The organism is Enterobacter cloacae complex sp. 6730903, assembly GCF_048283985.1.
GTDB classification, from domain to species: domain Bacteria; phylum Pseudomonadota; class Gammaproteobacteria; order Enterobacterales; family Enterobacteriaceae; genus Enterobacter; species Enterobacter hormaechei_C.
Map to the genome: position 1 here is coordinate 34,585 of NZ_JBLVXX010000021.1, position 17,093 is coordinate 51,677.

The following is a 17,093-nucleotide window of genomic DNA, read 5'->3' on the forward strand; positions in this document are numbered from 1 at the left end:
AACTGTTCTTCCTCTTTCGCTTCCGGAGAAAAGGGGAGGTGTCACCCTGCGGCCGGGTAGTGAAAGGGATTTGACGTAATTCAGGCGAAGGGCGAACAAGACCGCAAAGGACGCCCGGGCGACCGGATACCTGCCGGGTTGTGCGAAGTAAAAACCGGAAGCAGTGATAACACAAACAGGCCCCTACAGCGTAAGGATTGTGATGGACGATAAAGAGCAATTTACGAATCTTGTGGCAAAGCATGCCTCCGGACTCACCGAAGAGCAGCTGGCCGGTTACGATGCCTGTTCCCTGGATGGTGAATGCGTCACGCCTTCATACGAGGTTTTCCGGGGGTATCGTACCCGCCATACCCTGGATGAATTTCTGGAGATGGCCATATCGCTGAATGCCATCCACCCGGATGAATATTTAACGGATATGCTGCTTAAGCCTCATGAGGTGATCGGCGCTCTGGCCGATGAAGGCGACCAGCTGAACAACGCCACCCCGGTTTATTTCTTCCCGGATACCGGCGTCTATGCAGCGGCCGTCAGTGAAACCCGGGTGCTCGATGCCTGGCTTTGCTGGCCATGCTACCCGGCGAACTGGTAACGCGGCCGTTGGAATTGCACCGGCAGGATACGAATTTAACCGACCCCGTGGCGGGAAGGTTATCACAATTGCATGTCCTCATCCCTCAAGCCCCCTGCCAGGCCCTAACGTGCTGTCAGGCTTCGCCTGATTCCCGATCTGCGCCGGTACTTCAGCCGATAACTTTTTGTTTTCTTTTTATTTTCTCCCCATTTCCTCAAAGTTCGCGGGCGGCGTGGACAGGGCACCATTGCCGCATGTGGGGTCTTAATAAGGGCAGGGTGGTCAGGTTTGCTCGATGCCGGGGGTAGGCCCTACCCTTTATGGGATGAGGACATGCAATTCACTAAATTAATCGACAGCACCGGTGGTGACTTATCTGTAACGGGTCAGTTTTGATACGGGGAATGTTTCAGGGTTAAGATCTGGAATCATAAAAATATACGCTCCCGTTCAGGACATACGACTTGAAATGGATAATGCCATTAAAGGAATTCCAGCCTTTCGTCGATAACAGTTTCTGACCATCGCCATAACCATGTCATGGAGGAGACTAACCGTGTTTCAGAGGTGAGCTGGTGCCTGGCAAAACATACAAACTCAAATATCAGGAAGCGAGTTTAGTTGTTTATAACATGCAGCCGTGTAACTGATTAGGTACCGGCAAAAGGAGGAAATAATGTTTGAAAACTACGTTTGTAAAATCTATGTAAGCAATGATCCTCATTTTAGTAGCCATCTCGAAGCAACTGCGTTTGGTTTCGATAATGGTCAGCAGCAAAAGATTCTCACCGCAGCCCATGTTGTTACCAATGCTCTTGGAAAAATTTATCCCGTCAGCAATACACTTAAACTTTACGTCAAATTTCTTAACCATCAAGGACTGGTGAACGAAGAGCCTGTTCTAGTCGATTTCATTCTCAATGAGGCTAATGACAGGGCAGACTTTAAAGACGGCATTCCGTTTGTTGACAGTGCAGAAATCGTATTACCAGCTGGAATACAACAGCCTGTAAGTAGTTACTTTAAGGTCCTGGCTCCCGCAGCTGGCATGGGTACATTGGGTGTCGGATATCCAATGAATGAGACAACAATTTCGACATTCCCTGGTGAAGTTTCAGGCATTTGGCCTTTAAATTGCTCAAATCATTCTCCCCAACATCTCACAACTCGCTTTGTAATAGCACATTTCAACACCGATGGTTGCTCTGGTGGACCCTATGTCGTCTCCGAGAATGACGAGCATTTTGTCATTGGAAGTCTGGTTGGAATAATGTCTGGAACCTGCCCAGATTCAAATCCACACATGTCTGTTCAGTCCGCTACTGATTTTTAGCAAAGTCAGTTCCAAAATGACGCTGGCACGATAGTTATTTTGGGTCTGCCCGATATGGCGTCTGCCCTTACTAACAGCAACAGCATTGAAACTGACAAACATGAACTCGAAAGTGCCACAATAGTAAGTCATGATTTCTTCATCACTTTTATGGTGCTCTTTTTCACCTATCACACAGCAAGTTATGAATACGAGGCCTGTAATGGACGCTACCGAAACTGAAGAGCTCGAAAAAATTCGCAAGAAGGCAATGGATGAAGTTACAAGTGCTCTTCAGGCGCTTGAAAATAAGTTCCCGGGTATTACTGAGGGCGCAGCAGCTTTGGCGGGGTCAGGCGTAGGCGCAGCGGCTTCCTTCGGTGCTCTCTATACGCTTGGTACAACGGGAGTGTCAGCAGCAGGCATAACCTCCGGGCTCGCTACAGCAGGGTCTATCGTCGGTGGCGGTATGGTTGCAGGCATTGCGGTATTGGCCGCACCTGTAGCTGTGTTAGGGATTGGCGGGTACGCGATAGTGAAACACAAAAAAAATGCGAAACTGACAGCCGCCCTTAGTCAGGCCATCCAAAAGCTCTACGAAGTTCAGGAAAGGTTGATGTCGAATGCGGAATATTTTAAGGCAGAAATTGCTGGCATCAAGGCAACAATCGACATGCTTACTAAGAAAGCTCCAAAAGGTAGCCTGGTCGCGGTGAGGTAAACACATGAGTCAGTCTCCTTATGATGATGAGTTCAGGGCCATCCGTTATATTCAGCTCCGTGGTCAGGATATCGCGAACGCTCACGAGACAATTAACAGTGATATAGAGAGCCTTAAGGCACAGTTGACCGGGCTAATCAGCGGCACTGAACTTGATGAAGCGGAGCATCTGGCGCTTAAAGAACATCATCTGCGAGAAATGACCCCTTCAGATACTGCCATGCATTCTACTGGTCTCAAGACTATATATAGCGAGGCTAACCAGCGTGTATGCGGTGATATTGGACTGGCCACAATACTCTCCACGGATGACTTGGCTGTTGTAGATGCCCGGATCCAGAATCATATTAAAGAATTTAATGATCGCTACGCACTCGACGCCTGGGATTATGCTATTGCCTGCGGATGCGGGCTCATAGCATCCATGCTGGATTTACTTTGCGTCAGAGCCCCGCCAAAACCTACGGTGAGCTTTACGGCAGAAGTGGATGGTATTTTCAATAAACAGGTGCAGAAAGCCTTCAATGCCATTTTGCCGGAGGACCTGAGTACAAAACTCTCAGATTTGTTCCCTATAGGGGCACCAGACAGTTCGATCAGCAGCGATTTAGTGGGTGCGGCCGGTGGCGTTTTGTCTCCCACAAATCACCGCTTAAGAGCTTTGTCACACGATCCCGTACTGGGCATTATTTTCGGTATAAAGGATATGCTGAACGGGACCTGTACGGTGGTTCAGAATGGACAGATCGTGGTTTATCCTTCCAGTAAAGGCGTTACAGACGAAACCAATATTTTCAGGCTCATCGCCAGAATGTTTGGACACCTGGCATCGGATGTTAATGCCCCCTCAGCAAAAGGAAACCGTGGCATGGGGTTACCGGCTCCTTTTATGGGGCTACTTCGTATGCTTGAGGGGATCCCTGTGGGGAGTTCTAACTTCGGCAAACAAATAGAGTACATGTATGTCAACGGGTATGACTTTCGTCAGTTTATCGTGACAAGTATTCCGATGAGCATAATGGAAGTTTTGATGCGGGTTTTCTATGTGGCGAAACAGGTATCGCTGGGAAAAGGAGCTTTTGGGGAGACCTTACTGGATACCATGCCGTTGCGGCTAAATCCACGCTTCCGGATGATGCTTGCCCTGGGTTATGGAACTTCCAGTGCTGTTAACGCAGGTAAAATGTATATCACCGGCAATATTCTCAATGCGAATTACGCCTCCTGGATGGGGTTGGCCTGGAATGGTTTTCACTCACTCAAGTGGTCCCTTTATCAGCGACACTTAAAGCTTTGGGCCGGTATTGAAAAGGCAGAACTGGAACGGCTTCAGAACAATATAGACAGCATCGAGGCATTGACCATCATAGCAGGAAACTTGCCAGTCAAGTAACATTCACCGGAGCACCTCCGGAACCCCATAGCCCACCAGCTGCTAAAAATGTCTGCCTTTGCTTTTAATACTCTCTCTGCCTCCTCCCCGAGGCAGAGAGTAGCTCGTAGTTATTTATACAGCTCACAACAGGGCCATAAGATACTCCGCTTCTCGTTTACCGATGATCCTGATCTGTCAGCTCTCTTACCGGATGCTGTACGAGCGTAACGGCTTATTATTGATAGTTCTCTCATATCAAACCTCATAAAGATTTATGCTGCCACTTAGTAACAGCCTAAAGGTTGTACTCTCTATTTAACAGCTTTTAGGCTGTTAATTTGATATTACAGCTTTTAGGGTGTATGTTTAGAAAACAGCGTACAAGGTGTATCAGAGGAACTACTGAGGCCAGCTTATGATCAATAATGATTACCCGTTAAACACGCTCAACCAGTTGCGTCCCTTGCTCATTGGTTTTCGCAAGGCGAATGGCCTGACGCAAAAAGACCTGTCCGAAAGGTTAGGGGTCACTCAACAGACATACTCACGTCTGGAAGCCAACCCTGCCAGTGCGAGCATTGAACGGCTATTCAAGGTGTTTTCTATCCTGGGCGTAAAAATCAGCTTCTCCTCGACAACCGCCTCTTCAGAGGGGAAGCAGACGGAAGAAATGCTTAAATCAAACTCACCTGCACGACAGGAGAAATGGTAACGATATGAGCCGGAAACAGCAGCGTCTGGCAATCTGGATGAACGGAATCAAAGTCGGATACTGGGAAAAAAGTAAAGGGGTAGACAGCTTACAATACCTTCCTGACTGGAGTGCAGACGAACAGGGAAGGCCGCTGTCATTGTCCCTTCCTTTTACTCCCGGGAACCAGGTCTGGCGTGGAAATGTGGTACGTGACTATTTTGATAATTTACTCCCGGACAGCGAAGGCATACGCAGACGTCTGGCAATGCGTTACAAGGCCGATAGCCTGGAGCCTTTTGATCTTCTGACGGAGCTGGGAAAAGACTGCGTGGGCGCGATACAGCTGCTTCATGACGGAGATGAACCCACAGATTTATATTCCGTGAAGTATCACCCGCTTACTGAATCAGAAATTGCGGCAACTTTGCGTAATACCACGGAGACATTGCTACCGGGCAGGCCAGAAGATAACGACGACTTACGTTTATCTATTGCCGGTGCTCAGGAGAAAACAGCCCTACTGTGGCATGAAGATCGGTGGTGTATGCCGGAGGGTAATACACCAACGACGCATATATTCAAGCTACCGCTCGGACTTGTGGGGAACATGAAAGCCGACATGCGCTCGTCGGTTGAAAATGAATGGCTCTGCTCGGTACTTCTCGAACAGTACGGGCTCCCCGTGGCAAGAACGCAGATTGCTCACTTTGAAGATCAGAAAGCGCTGGTGGTAGAACGTTTTGACCGAAAATGGTCAGGAAACGGACAATGGATCATTCGTTTACCCCAGGAGGATATGTGTCAGGCCCTGGGCATTTCGCCATTACGAAAATATCAGGCGGACGGCGGGCCAGGTATATCGGAAATTATGGAAGTTCTGAGTAATTCAGACCGTGCTGAGCGTGACAAAGCGCAGTTTTTTATGACGCAGATAGTTTTCTGGATGATGGCCGCAACAGATGGCCACGCTAAAAATTTCAGTATTTCTATTGGGCCACAGGGACGTTATCACCTTACACCACTCTATGATGTGTTGTCGGCATGGCCGGTGATCGGTCATGGGAACAATCAGATATCCTGGCAGAAGTGCAAACTGGCGATGGCCGTACGTGGCAGTAGCAACTATTACCAGATATATCGAATACAACGACGCCACTGGATCAGGCATGGTGAGATAACCGGCCTGAGTAAACAGCAGACAGAGGCGATGATAGAGGAAATCATCGCCAGAACCCCGGGTGTCATTGAACGTGTTAGCGGGCTTCTTCCGGACCAGTTCCCCCAGCAGCTTGCGGAAAGTATTTTTGATGGAATGAGGCAGCAATGCAGGCGCCTGGCTGAGAAATGACAGCCGCAATTTATAGTGTGCATGTTTTCAGAATAGCTGATGTAAGCGTGAGGATTCAGTATGACTGAAGAACAAAAAAGAATAGAGCGGGCTATTGAGTTGGCTTGTCGTTACGGCGGAACCGATGAAATGCATCATCTGCAATGGGTCGTGGATCAGATGGTAAGAGAACTTGCTGGAGAACGTTATGCACAGATTGTAGCAGATGCCACCAGCGGAGAAGATGGGCCTGATACTTACAAATGGAGTGTTGGGATCGCGCCTTAGCATCTGTCAGTCTGGGGATGAAAACGTACTTAACATCCAGCGAATTCCCAGACTTCACATTAAGACTAGAGTAACGGCCGCAATCACGTGAGAGAAAAAAATGGCAATTTTAGCAATCATTGCAGTTATCGCCCTGGGTGGGTACGCCTGCGGGTTTATTAAAGCCCGTGAGCTGAGCGCTTTGCGTAAAGAAATGAAACTATACGTGGATCGCATGGAAGCGGCGGAGCTGGACTTACACGCAATCAGAAGTGTAGCGGAGCACCGGTTGCACGGTGCAGGTAAACAGTTTGCCGACCTTTACAGCCGTATCGACGGTGCAACTGTGACGCTGACACCCGAAGATCAGCTGTTACTGGCAACGATGCCATTTAATATTCAGGATGTAGAAGACATCGTAAACGAGCGCGGTCCAAAGACAATTAGCGGCCGTCCATTCTGGGAAGTTGAGCCAGGCCCGCATGACTATGAATATGGCCCGCAATATCCGTATTTCCCAGACCAGCGCTAGGAAGAGATCAAGATGAGAGAGCCAAGACCCCGCCATACCTTGCAGGTCATTCGAGTGCCTTCTCTGGAGGTTCAGGATCTGGGGCTGACCAGCTTTGATAGCTGGCTTGACGAGAACGGTTATGACAAAACGAATGCCAGAAATAACCGTACCATCTGGGCGAGAGAAGGCGGATGGCATCTGAAACGTTGCAGAAATCTGGAAACTGGCACGGACGATTTCTGGTTTATCGCTTTCGATGGTAAAGGCGGAAAGATATACCCGCTGAAAACCCAAAGAGACTACCGGGCTGCATATCGTAAGCTGGAAGCAGAAGGTTATGCACCTGCGGTCATCGAGCAAATGACCACAGGCGCAGCATATAACCTGGCCTATCCACGTTCCACCCTAAAACAAGCTGAGACGGCCACCAGCGAACCAAAGCGGAAACCTGACGTAGATGGGGTCGTCTCAGAAAACGGAATCTATGGTCACTCCCGTTTTTGCAACACCGATTTTGACGACAAGTTGGCTTGCTTGAATCTATCCGGCGTCTGAATGGGATTTTATTCCCGCGCCTCGATGAGTTCCGCGCCTGATGAACCTCCAGAAAATATACGGCTTCAATGAGCCTTTCCGTTTTACAGGTTCCTCAACAGGCCGGTGGGCCGTTAGTATCATCAATATCAGTATTCGCAAAACCAGATCAGTGATTCTTTAAACCGGTGTATTTCTGCCGTTATGCTACATAAGTTTGCTGTCGTGCCGTTAGGGCCCAGGCTATTCTGGCCAGCTTGTTTGCCAGAGCACAAGTGACGACAAAGTTGCTTTTCCGACACAACAACTCCCTGACCCAGTCGGCCAACTTGCCAGACTGGTGTTCCAGTTTTTGTATGAATACCCTGGCACACTGAACCAACAAAGTTCGGATCTTTTTGTTGCCCCGCTTGCTAATCCCTAACAATGTCGTCCGACCTCCCGTGCTGTACTGTCGGGGTACCAGCCCTGTTGCCGCCGCAAAGTCACGGCTGCTGGCGTACTGCTTCCCGTCGCCAATCTCAGTTGAAATAGTACTCGCTGTCAGTGTTCCGACGCAGGGAATGCTCAGCAAGCGCTGTCCAACCTCATCTTCGTCCAACTTTCGTTTCAACTGGGATTCCAAATCTTTAATCTGCTCAACAAGATAGTGATAATGCTGTTGTAATTTCAGCAATAACTGGCTGAGGTAAAGAGGCAAACTATTATCCTCAAGAATGGTACTCAGTCGGCTAATAACGGCAGCTCCTCGGGGAACGCTAATGCCAAATTCCAGCAGAAAAGCATGCATTTGATTGGTTGTTTTTACCTTATCCTGAACCAGGGATTCACGGACACGATGCAGAGCCCGCATTGCCTGCTGAGATTCCGTTCTGGGCTGCACAAAACGCATAGACGGACGCGATGCAGCTTCACAAATAGCTTCGGCGTCGACAAAGTCGTTTTTATTGCTTTTAACGAACGGGCGGACAAATTGTGGTGATATCAGCTTTGGGGAATGCCCCAACTCTTCCAACTTGCGTGCCATAAAGTGAGAACCGCCACAGGCTTCCATTGCGATGGTTGTAGCGGGGCATGTCGCCAAAAATTCGATCAACTTTGGCCGGGTAAATTTTTTACGGTAAACAGCCTTCCCGCGACGATCCTGGCAATGAATATGGAAAGAGTTTTTACCCAGATCGATACCAATGAGCGCAATGTTTTCCATGATAGTTCTCCGAATGAAAGCCTGTCCTCAGCATAGTACCGGGAAGGAGGGAGTGACCATCTCATTAAATAAAGCACGCTAAGCCCTTACTTACCCAGATGTTTGACTGTTCGTGGCACTTTCACCATGGCAATTGCCCAACCCTTGCAAAATGCCGCACGCCTCTACAGATCGAGAGCCAGAACACTTCTCGCGCAAATCAACCAAGTGCCGTTTTAACTGCAACAGCGCGGACACACGCATTTCCACCTGTTGAATATGGGCCTCCAGCAGCGTGATGACCTCCCCACAGTCCTGCATCGGGTTGTCTCGCAGACCCAGCAATGCGCGAATCTCGCTCAACGTCATGTCGAGCGAACGGCAATGACGGATGAATTGCAAGCGCTCAATGTGCGCCTCACCGTACAACCGAAAGTTGCCACCGCTTCGCGCTGGCTTTGGCAGTAGCCCTTCCTTCTCGTAGTAGCGGATGGTCACGACCTCGCACCCAGAGCGCTTGGCGAGGTCGCCAATTCTGATTTCCATGCATCAATCTCCAATTATCACTTGACTCTATAGTGACTATAGAGATTTTAATGGAGGCTGAATAGAAGATTTTCAGGAGTTACTCATGAGCGAATGCGCTTCAAAGGGGTGTGGCTGCACGACTGAGCCGATCATCCAACCCACGGCACCGGCCCCGCTGGCAACCGGATCGGCTCAAGCGGTGTACCGCATCGAGAACATGGATTGCCCGACCGAAGAGGCGCTGATCCGAAGCAAACTGGCCGGTCTGGCGGGGGTGGCGGGTCTTGAATTCAACCTGATGCAACGTACCTTGACCGTGCGACACGAATTGCCTTCGTTGTCTCCCGTCGAGCAGGCGCTGAAGGCCATCGGCATGCAAGCTGTGCGCATGGATCAGGCGTCGGCCGAGCAGACGACCAAGCTGTCCATTGCCAAGATGGATTGCCCGACCGAAGAGACGTTGATCCGCAACAAGCTCGGCACCGTGGCCGGTGTTGCTGATCTCGATTTCAACCTGATGCAGCGCACGCTGTCGGTACGCCATGCGAACCAGGTTCTGCCAGACGTGCTCGTGGCACTGCAAGCGCTTGGATTCGAGGCGCAGGTCGTGGACACGGCAGAGGTCGCATCTCCATCCGCCGCCCCTGTGACCACGCCGACCAACTGGTGGCCGCTGGGCATCTCCTTGGTCACTGCATCGGCGGCCGAGGCGGTCTACTGGCTCCACAACGGCAATCACTGGTCGGTTGTCGTTCTGGCGCTTGTCGCGGTCTTCACGGGTGGCCTCTCCACCTACAAGAAGGGGTGGATCGCGCTCAAGAACCGTAATCTCAACATGAACGCCCTCATGTCGATTGCGGTCACGGGTGCCATGTTGATCGGCCACTGGCCCGAAGCGGCAATGGTGATGGTACTGTTCGCGCTGGCCGAGGTAATCGAAGCCAAATCGCTGGATCGCGCTCGTAACGCTATCCGTGGCCTGCTCGACCTGACCCCGGAACAGGCCACGGTACAGCAGGCTGACGGCACATGGCGCGAGGTGGGCGCCAAGCAAATCACCATCGGCGCCCGCGTCCGGGTCAAACCAGGTGAGCGCATCGCCCTTGATGGTGAGGTGCTGGAAGGCCGCTCTGCCGTCAACCAAGCCCCGATCACGGGTGAAAGCCTCCCGGTCGAAAAATCCCCCGGTGATTCGGTGTTCGCTGGCACGATCAACGAATCCGGCTCGTTCGAGTACCGCGTCACCGCCTTGGCCAACAACTCCACTTTGGCCCGGATCATTCACGCGGTAGAGGCTGCGCAAGGTAGTCGTGCGCCGACTCAGCGTTTTGTCGATCAGTTCGCCCGCTGGTACACCCCCGTTGTATTCGGCGTTGCCATCGCCGTCGCGTTGTTGCCGCCGCTGTTCATGGGTGCGGCATGGCTCGACTGGATCTACCGTGCATTGGTTCTGCTGGTGGTCGCCTGCCCGTGCGCACTGGTGATCTCTACACCGGTCAGCATCGTCAGCGGCCTGGCCGCCGCCGCCCGCCACGGCATTCTCATCAAAGGTGGCGTCTATCTGGAAGAAGGCCGCAAGCTGCGCTGGCTGGCTCTGGACAAGACCGGCACGATCACGCACGGCAAGCCCGCACAGACCGACTTTGTCACATGGGGCAATGCACTCGCCTCGGACAGCCGCAGCATCGCTGCCAGTCTGGCGGCCCGCTCGGACCATCCTGTATCCAAGGCGGTGGCACAGGCCGCGCAGACGGACGGGGTTGCCTTGCTCGACGTGGCCGAATTCAACGCGCTGCCCGGTCGGGGTGTGCAAGGCCAAATCAACGGTGCGACCTACCATCTGGGCAACCACCGGATGCTCGAAGAGCTGGGGCAGTGCACACCAGAGCTGGAGCAGCGCATCGCTGCGCTGGAAACCGCTGGCAAGACCGTCGTGATGCTGGTGGGCGCAAAAGGGGTACATGGCTTATTCGCCGTTGCGGACACCATCAAGGACAGCAGCAAGAGAGCCATCGCCGAGCTGCATGCTCTGGGCATCAACACCGTGATGTTGACCGGCGATAACCCCCACACGGCACAGGCCATCGCCGCACAAGCCGGCATTGACCGCGCGCAAGGCAACCAACTGCCCGACGACAAACTGCGCGAAGTGGAGCAATTGTCCAGAAACGGCAAGGTTGGCATGGTCGGTGATGGCATCAACGACGCACCGGCCTTGGCGCGTGCGGACATTGGCTTTGCAATGGGAGCGGCGGGCACAGATACCGCTATTGAAACCGCCGACGTGGCCCTGATGGACGATGACCTGCGCAAGATTCCGACCTTCGTGCGCCTGTCGCGTGCGACAGCACAGGTGCTGATGCAAAACATTGTGCTGGCCCTTGGCATCAAGGCGGTATTTTTGGTGCTCACCTTCACGGGTCACGCGACCATGTGGATGGCTGTGTTCGCCGATATGGGTGCCAGCTTGCTTGTTGTCGGCAACGGCTTGAGGTTGTTGCGCCGATGAGCTGGAAACTCTTTCTCTATGACTGGGGTGGCCTGAACATCGCGTTGTTTCAAGCCATCAACACAGGCACGCCCGCCACGCTGAAACCACTGGCATGGTTCTTTGGCCTCGTGGGAAGTTACTGGACAGCGCCGCTGATGCTGTTGGGTCTGTGGTGGTGGTCGAAATCGGCTACAAACCCGGCGCGTGGTACGGCCGTTCGGCATCGCCTTATTGGTTTTAGCGCGGCCTTCTTGCTGGCGTTATTGGTCGCCACCGCCTTGAAGCTATGGTTCGACTTTCCACGCCCGCCTGCCGTCCTTGGCGACCTGGCGCGCGTCATCGGGGACAAAGAGCTTCACTACAGCCTGCCCAGCGGGCATGCCACCTATGCCGCGATGGTGGTCGGTGCGCTCTGGCCTTTGATGGGCCGCCGTGGTCGTCTCAGTTTAATGCTGTACGCCACATTGGTCGGCTGGTCGCGCATCGCGGCCGGAATGCACTTTCCGGCCGATGTGTTGGCGGGGTGGACGCTGGGATGGAGCTGCACGGCACTCGCCGGGTGGTTGCTGCCGTTGGCCGCCCCTGTGTGGCAATCGGCCCGCCGCACATCGGCTTGGGTCTGGTTCACCGTGGCCGCCAGTGCTGTCATGACCGATCAGCTCACGAAGTTCGCCATCATCCGCACGTTTGCCTACGGTGAGCAAGTCGAAATCACCCCGTTTTTCAACCTCGTTCATGTCCTGAATCCGGGTGCGGCATTCAGCTTTTTGGCGAACGCTGGTGGCTGGCAACGTTACTTTTTCATCACGCTGGGTCTGGCTGTTTCTGCTTGGCTGGGGCGCATGCTGTGCCAGCAACGGCCACGTCTCGAAGCGATGGGCTACAGCCTGATCCTCGGCGGTGCGCTGGGCAATGTCGCGGATCGTGTGCTGCGTGGACAGGTTGTTGATTTCCTTGACTTCCATTGGCGACTTGCGCACTGGCCCGCCTTCAACCTCGCTGATGTGGCGATAACTATCGGAGCGCTCTGCCTGTTCTTGACGGTTGTACCGAAAAGCAGTAAAGGCACAGAGGCCGAGGTGTCCGGTTAAGCTATGCCTCAATCTGACGGCTGCGAACCGCCAGGGACAGGCGCAATGTCAGATTCTGTCGCGGCCTTGGCGCGTGCCTGGAAGCGTTCATAGCAATCCAGCCCGCAGAAATGTTCGACGTATTCCGCGCCTTCCGGGGTGAAGGCGGCATCGAGCGGAATTTCTTTGCAGCATACGCAGCAGGTGGTGCAACTGGCAGTGTTCGGGGCGTTTGCGTTCATGGTGGTACTCCTCCAGATTGGTAGCGAAGCTCAAAGCTGCCCACTCTCGGCTGGCTGGGAAGCGGTCATGATCTTCCCTTGAAGGCCCGCAGCAGCCGCGTCACAGACAGGACAAACAAGCCGGTCAGCGTGAGGGCTGCAATACCCCAGTGCTCCCCGATGAACGCGCCGGCCGTCGTGCCGGCTAGCACAATGGCGAGAATCGGCAAATGGCAGGGACAGGTGAGCACGGCCAGCGCGCCCCACAAGTAGCCGGTGATCGGTTTGTGCGTCTCAGACGGCAAGTGCTCTGGGCTGTTCATGGCAGACTCTCCGCGTGCTGTGCCGGTTCGGTTGGCATGGCGGCCAGTTGCATTTCGAGGCTGGCCAGGGCCTCGCGCCGACGCTCGACGAGTTGCCGCAACACGGCAAGCTGCGCAGACGCACCGTCACCGTCCGCAGCATCCAGCGCCCGGCACAGCCGCGCCAGTGCGTCCAGGCCGATACCCGCTTCGAAGGCAGCCCGTACAAAGCGCAGCCGTTGCAACGCGGTGTCATCGAACAAGCCGTAGCCGCCCGTGGTGTACGCGACCGGCCGTAGCAATCCGCGCAGCAGGTAGTCGCGCACGATATGCACGCTCACCCCGGCATCAAGGGCCAGCCGGGACACTGTGTAGGCGCTCATTGAACACCTCCTTTTCCTCATCCGGCGCAGCACGAAAGCTGCTTCACGTCCTTGCTGAAGGTCTGCGCCGCGAGCTTCAGCCCTTCGACCATGGTCAGGTAGGGGAACAATTGGTCGGCCAGTTCCTGCACGGTCATACGGTTGCGAATGGCGAGCACCGCCGTCTGGATCAGTTCACCCGCTTCCGGGGCCACCGCTTGCACGCCGATGAGCCGTCCGCTACCTTCCTCGATGACCAGCTTGATGAAGCCGCGTGTGTCGAAGTTGGCAAGCGCACGCGGCACGTTATCCAGTGTTAGCAGGCGACTGTCGGTCTCGATCCCGTCGTGATGTGCTTCCGCCTCGCTGTAGCCCACGGTGGCGACCTGCGGGTCGGTGAACACCACGGCCGGCATTGCGGTCAGGTCCAGGGCCGCATCGCCGCCAGTCATGTTGATCGCCGCACGAGTGCCGGCCGCTGCCGCCACATAGACGAACTGCGGCTGGTCGGTGCAGTCGCCGGCCGCGTAGATGTTCGGGCTACTGGTGCGCATGCCCTTGTCGATGACGATGGCCCCCTGCGCATTGACGGCTACCCCCGCCGCTTCCAATGCCAGGCTGCGCGTGTTCGGTGTCCGGCCGGTGGCGACCAGCAGCTTGTCGGCGCGCAATTCACCGTGCGTGGTGGTCAGCACGAATTCACCGTCCATATGGGCGACCTGGCTGGCTTGCGTGTGCTCCAGCACCTCGATGCCCTCGGCACGGAAAGCGGCTGTCACCGCCTCGCCGATGGCCGGGTCTTCACGGAAGAACAAGGTATTGCGCGCCAGGGCCGTGACCTTGCTGCCCAGCCGGGCAAAGGCTTGCGCCAGCTCCAGCGCCACCACCGACGAGCCGATTACGGCAAGGCGTTCGGGAATGGTGTCGCTCGCCAGGGCCTCGGTGGAAGTCCAGTAGGGTGACTCTTTCAAGCCCGGAATCGGCGGGACCGCCGGGCTGGCACCCGTGGCGACCAGGCAGCGGTCGAACATCACGACGCGCTCGCCACCCTCGTTCAAACTAACGATAAGGCTCTGGTCGTCCTTGAAACGCGCTTCACCGTGCAGAACGGTGATGGCTGAATTGCCGTCCAGGATGCCTTCGTACTTGGCATGACGGAGTTCTTCGACACGGGCCTGCTGCTGGGCCAGCAGCCGCTCGCGCAAGATCGTCGGCGGTGTGGGTGGCATGCCGCCGTCGAATGGGCTTTCCCGGCGCAGATGGGCGATGTGGGCGGCGCGGATCATGATCTTGGACGGCACACAACCGACGTTGACGCAGGTGCCGCCGATGGTGCCGCGCTCAATCAGCGTGACCTGCGCGCCTTGCTCGACGGCCTTCAGTGCTGCCGCCATCGCGGCTCCACCGCTACCAATGACGACGACCTGCAACGGGCGTTCGTTGCCACTGGGCTTATCAGCGGCCCCTATCCAGCCGCGCATCTTGTCGAGCAGGCCGGCGCGGTTGTCCGTCGGTGGCGCATCGGCAAGCGTTGCCTCGTAGCCCAGTCCGGCCACGGCGGTAGTCAGCGCATCCGATGACGTGCCCGCCTCAATGGCGAGTTGCGCTGTGCCCTTCGGATAGGACACCAGCGCCGATTGCACGCCGGGCACTTTCTCCAAGGCTTCCTTGACGTGAGCCGCGCACGAGTCGCAGGTCATCCCGGTGATTTTCAGGGTGGTCATGTATTTTTCCTTTTCTGTGGTGGCTACGGCTGTTGCCGTCAGCCACGTTGTTCTGGCAATTCACAGCTGTCCGGCCCGCAGCGGCGATGTGCTGGCGAGATGAAATCCCAGACCGACACCCCAACCATCAAGGCCAGGCCGACATAGAGCAGTCCACCGCTCTGCCAGCCGTAAGCCCGCATTAAAAACACCGCTGCCAGCACCAAGATCGGGCCTATCGTGCCGAGCGCCGTGCGTCGCCACTGTCGATGATTGAGCCAAGCGATAGCATTGGCGAGTAACGCGATGCCGGCGAACATCGGCAGCAGGATGCCAATGAATCGCCCCTCGTACTGGCTCAAGAAGCCCAGTCCGATGGCCGCGCCAAAGCTGGCGATGGCAGGAAAACAGGCGGCGCAGCCCATCGCGGAAACGACGCTGCCGAGCGCGCCGGTTTTGCCAGCGATGCGCGTGATGAGTCCCATGTGTCGCTCCCGAGTTCGGTTAACGGATCAGCGTTTGAGGCTGGACGGATAGCCCGCGTCCTCGGTCGCCTTGGTCAACTTCTGGACGTTGGTCTTGGCATCGTCGAAGGTGACGACGGCCTGGCGCTTGTCGAAACTTACGTCGGTCTTGCTCACGCCCTCAACCTTGGAAAGCGCGTGCTTGACAGTGATCGGGCAAGAGGCGCAGGTCATGCCAGGCACGGACAGCGTGACGGTCTGGGTGGCGGCCCACACGGGGGCAACAACGGCAGCGAGGGCGAGGGCGGCAAACAGTTTTTTCATGATGAACTCCTGTGATTAATAGAAAAATGGCATGACGTAGGGAAATCCGAGCGAGACCAGGACCAGCGCGGCCACGATCCAGAAAATGAGCTTGTAAGTAGCTCGCACTTGGGGAATCGCGCAGACCTCACCCGGTTTGCAGGCTTGCGCCGGGCGGTAGATGCGCCGCCAGGCGAAAAACAGCGCGACCAGCGCTGCGCCGATGAAGATCGGGCGATAGGGTTCCAGCACCGTCAGGTTGCCGATCCATGCCCCGCTGAACCCCAAGGCGATCAAAACCAGCGGCCCCAGGCAGCAGGCCGACGCAAGAATGGCGGCCAGCCCACCGGCGAAGAGCGCGCCGCGCCCGTTTTGTGGTTCAGACTTTTGTGGTTCAGACATACGCTTGTCCTTTCAAATTTGGTTTGGATAGCTTAAGCTTACTTCCGTAGTTATGTACGGAGTCAAGCGATATGCAAATTAATTTTGAGAATCTGACCATTGGCGTTTTTGCCAAGGCGGCCGGGGTCAATGTGGAGACCATCCGGTTCTACCAGCGCAAGGGCCTGCTGCCGGAGCCAGACAAGCCCTATGGCAGCATTCGCCGCTATGGCGAGGCGGATGTAACACGAGTGCGGTTCGTGAAATCGGCCCAGCGGCTGGGCTTTAGCCTGGACGAAATCGCCGAGCTACTGCGGCTGGAGGATGGCACCCATTGCGAGGAAGCCAGCGGCCTGGCCGAGCACAAGCTCAAGGATGTGCGCGAGAAGATGGCCGACTTGGCACGCATGGAGGCCGTGCTGTCTGAACTGGTGTGCGCCTGCCATGCGCGGAAAGGGAACGTTTCCTGCCCGCTGATTGCGTCACTGCAAGACGGAACGAAGCTCGCTGCATCGGCGCGGGGGAGTCACGGGGTGACTACGCCTTAGCGTGCTTTATTTTCCGAATTCTGAGACGACCCCTAGATATCCAGGGTGAGCACTGCGAGCGCGTAGTGACGCAACGTAGTGGCGTGGCACAGGGTAAATTTAAAGCTCTGCTCATCGAGAATTTCGCGGGCCGTTGTGCGGTAACCGGTTGGGTTAATGGCGGTGTCCTGGATGCGGCACACATTGAACATGGAACCCGGTACAATCCGTCTA

The 17,093-nt window shown here is 55.1% G+C and carries 22 protein-coding genes; 12 read left to right on the forward strand and 10 right to left on the reverse strand.

The genetic code is table 11. The annotated features are described in order from the left end of the window. Positions 1-202: 202 nt before the first annotated feature. From ACNQ0W_RS12995 to ACNQ0W_RS13035, 9 genes are all read left to right on the forward strand, one after another. Complete coding sequence (locus ACNQ0W_RS12995; RefSeq protein ID WP_000341066.1) at positions 203-595, forward strand: hypothetical protein; 393 nt, start codon at positions 203-205, stop codon at positions 593-595. Positions 596-1,253: 658 nt separating this feature from the next. Further along, on the forward strand, positions 1,254-1,910 hold the full coding sequence (locus ACNQ0W_RS13000; RefSeq protein WP_000462754.1) for a trypsin-like serine protease: 657 nt from the start codon (positions 1,254-1,256) through the stop codon (positions 1,908-1,910). A 202-nt stretch (positions 1,911-2,112) separates the two neighbouring features. Continuing rightward, the gene (locus ACNQ0W_RS13005) at positions 2,113-2,610 is read left to right on the forward strand and encodes a membrane protein (RefSeq protein WP_000340139.1); all 498 of its coding nucleotides are present in this window, start codon (positions 2,113-2,115) and stop codon (positions 2,608-2,610) included. Between the two features lie 4 nt (positions 2,611-2,614). After that, a complete protein-coding gene (locus tag ACNQ0W_RS13010) occupies positions 2,615-4,003 on the forward strand; it encodes a hypothetical protein (protein WP_012695445.1) in 1,389 nt (462 codons plus the stop codon). A 400-nt stretch (positions 4,004-4,403) separates the two neighbouring features. Then, a complete protein-coding gene (locus ACNQ0W_RS13015; protein ID WP_012477377.1) occupies positions 4,404-4,697 on the forward strand; it encodes a helix-turn-helix transcriptional regulator in 294 nt (97 codons plus the stop codon). Between the two features lie 4 nt (positions 4,698-4,701). Next, the gene (locus tag ACNQ0W_RS13020) at positions 4,702-6,027 is read left to right on the forward strand and encodes a type II toxin-antitoxin system HipA family toxin (protein ID WP_000088044.1); all 1,326 of its coding nucleotides are present in this window, start codon (positions 4,702-4,704) and stop codon (positions 6,025-6,027) included. Positions 6,028-6,087: 60 nt separating this feature from the next. Then, on the forward strand, positions 6,088-6,294 hold the full coding sequence (locus tag ACNQ0W_RS13025; RefSeq protein ID WP_000134171.1) for a hypothetical protein: 207 nt from the start codon (positions 6,088-6,090) through the stop codon (positions 6,292-6,294). 100 nt (positions 6,295-6,394) lie between these two features. Next, complete coding sequence (locus ACNQ0W_RS13030) at positions 6,395-6,805, forward strand: hypothetical protein (protein ID WP_000985909.1); 411 nt, start codon at positions 6,395-6,397, stop codon at positions 6,803-6,805. 12 nt (positions 6,806-6,817) lie between these two features. Beyond that, complete coding sequence (locus ACNQ0W_RS13035; RefSeq protein ID WP_001805097.1) at positions 6,818-7,342, forward strand: hypothetical protein; 525 nt, start codon at positions 6,818-6,820, stop codon at positions 7,340-7,342. 181 nt (positions 7,343-7,523) lie between these two features. On the opposite strand, the gene ACNQ0W_RS13040 is transcribed toward ACNQ0W_RS13035, so the two are convergent. Further along, a complete protein-coding gene (locus ACNQ0W_RS13040) occupies positions 7,524-8,528 on the reverse strand; it encodes an IS110-like element IS4321 family transposase (RefSeq protein ID WP_049235585.1) in 1,005 nt (334 codons plus the stop codon). A 90-nt stretch (positions 8,529-8,618) separates the two neighbouring features. Then, on the reverse strand, positions 8,619-9,053 hold the full coding sequence (gene cadR, locus ACNQ0W_RS13045; protein WP_000405672.1) for a Cd(II)/Pb(II)-responsive transcriptional regulator: 435 nt from the start codon (positions 9,051-9,053) through the stop codon (positions 8,619-8,621). A gap of 85 nt (positions 9,054-9,138) precedes the next feature. On the opposite strand from cadR, the gene ACNQ0W_RS13050 reads away from it, so the two are divergent. Next, positions 9,139-11,544 carry a heavy metal translocating P-type ATPase gene (locus ACNQ0W_RS13050; RefSeq protein ID WP_001287661.1) on the forward strand — a complete coding sequence of 802 codons (2,406 nt, stop codon included), beginning with the start codon at positions 9,139-9,141 and terminating at the stop codon, positions 11,542-11,544. Continuing rightward, on the forward strand, positions 11,541-12,617 hold the full coding sequence (gene lspA / locus ACNQ0W_RS13055; RefSeq protein ID WP_000118563.1) for a signal peptidase II: 1,077 nt from the start codon (positions 11,541-11,543) through the stop codon (positions 12,615-12,617). The genes ACNQ0W_RS13050 and lspA overlap by 4 nt, the downstream gene beginning before the upstream one ends. A gap of 8 nt (positions 12,618-12,625) precedes the next feature. Here the strand turns inward: lspA and ACNQ0W_RS13060 are convergent, their stop codons facing one another. From ACNQ0W_RS13060 to merT, 7 genes are all read right to left on the reverse strand, one after another. After that, entirely contained in the window at positions 12,626-12,838 is a 213-nt protein-coding gene (locus ACNQ0W_RS13060; RefSeq protein ID WP_000993245.1) for a DUF3330 domain-containing protein, read from the reverse strand. Positions 12,839-12,903: 65 nt separating this feature from the next. Then, positions 12,904-13,140 (reverse strand): broad-spectrum mercury transporter MerE, encoded by a 237-nt coding sequence (gene merE, locus ACNQ0W_RS13065; RefSeq protein ID WP_001087807.1) that lies wholly within the window; start codon positions 13,138-13,140, stop codon positions 12,904-12,906. Next, positions 13,137-13,502: a mercury resistance co-regulator MerD gene (gene merD, locus ACNQ0W_RS13070; RefSeq protein WP_001277466.1), complete on the reverse strand. Its 366-nt coding sequence runs from the start codon at positions 13,500-13,502 to the stop codon at positions 13,137-13,139. Before merD ends, merE begins: the two co-directional genes overlap by 4 nt. 17 nt (positions 13,503-13,519) lie before the next feature. Next, positions 13,520-15,205 (reverse strand): mercury(II) reductase, encoded by a 1,686-nt coding sequence (gene merA, locus ACNQ0W_RS13075; protein ID WP_000209296.1) that lies wholly within the window; start codon positions 15,203-15,205, stop codon positions 13,520-13,522. Between the two features lie 38 nt (positions 15,206-15,243). Then, a complete protein-coding gene (gene merC / locus ACNQ0W_RS13080; RefSeq protein ID WP_417933205.1) occupies positions 15,244-15,669 on the reverse strand; it encodes an organomercurial transporter MerC in 426 nt (141 codons plus the stop codon). 27 nt (positions 15,670-15,696) lie between these two features. After that, positions 15,697-15,972 (reverse strand): mercury resistance system periplasmic binding protein MerP, encoded by a 276-nt coding sequence (gene merP, locus ACNQ0W_RS13085; RefSeq protein WP_000732275.1) that lies wholly within the window; start codon positions 15,970-15,972, stop codon positions 15,697-15,699. Positions 15,973-15,987: 15 nt separating this feature from the next. Continuing rightward, positions 15,988-16,353 carry a mercuric ion transporter MerT gene (merT, locus tag ACNQ0W_RS13090; RefSeq protein ID WP_001294656.1) on the reverse strand — a complete coding sequence of 122 codons (366 nt, stop codon included), beginning with the start codon at positions 16,351-16,353 and terminating at the stop codon, positions 15,988-15,990. Positions 16,354-16,424: 71 nt separating this feature from the next. Between merT and merR the strand changes: the two genes are divergently transcribed. Continuing rightward, positions 16,425-16,880 carry an Hg(II)-responsive transcriptional regulator gene (gene merR, locus ACNQ0W_RS13095; protein WP_001166628.1) on the forward strand — a complete coding sequence of 152 codons (456 nt, stop codon included), beginning with the start codon at positions 16,425-16,427 and terminating at the stop codon, positions 16,878-16,880. A gap of 32 nt (positions 16,881-16,912) precedes the next feature. On the opposite strand, the gene ACNQ0W_RS13100 is transcribed toward merR, so the two are convergent. Then, positions 16,913-17,071 carry a hypothetical protein gene (locus ACNQ0W_RS13100; protein WP_223230173.1) on the reverse strand — a complete coding sequence of 53 codons (159 nt, stop codon included), beginning with the start codon at positions 17,069-17,071 and terminating at the stop codon, positions 16,913-16,915. Between the last annotated feature and the right edge of the window lie 22 nt (positions 17,072-17,093).